Origin of the sequence: Chryseobacterium sp. CH25 (genome assembly GCF_004119455.1) — a bacterium.
In the GTDB taxonomy this organism is placed as follows: domain Bacteria; phylum Bacteroidota; class Bacteroidia; order Flavobacteriales; family Weeksellaceae; genus Chryseobacterium.
In genome coordinates this window covers 1-300 of sequence record NZ_NRQT01000041.1, presented here as the reverse complement: position 1 = coordinate 300, position 300 = coordinate 1, and the positions used below count along the sequence as shown (strand labels likewise).

Genomic DNA, 300 nt, shown 5'->3' with positions numbered 1-300 from the left:
TTGAACTATTCTGCCAGCTTGAAATATTAATTTTAGGATTTGTCTGATCAAGGTTTAACTCACCCACCAAACTCTTTGACGGATCTCCTCCTCTGGTTTTAAAGGATAGTTTTCTGGAAAAGTTTTTATTGGATTCTGAAGTATCTATATCGTTATCAACATTGGCATTTCCAAATTCTACCAATACCGCATTCGCTGGTGTTGAACTATTCTGCCAGCTTGAAATATTAATTTTAGGATTTGTCTGATCAAGGTTTAACTCACCCACCAAACTCTTTGACGGATCTCCTCCTCTGGTTT

1 protein-coding gene is annotated in these 300 nt (G+C 37.0%); it reads right to left on the bottom strand.

The genetic code is table 11. From position 1 onward, the window contains the following. A partial coding sequence (locus BOQ64_RS23360; RefSeq protein WP_228448534.1) for a hypothetical protein occupies nucleotides 1-300 on the bottom strand: 300 nt, incomplete at both ends.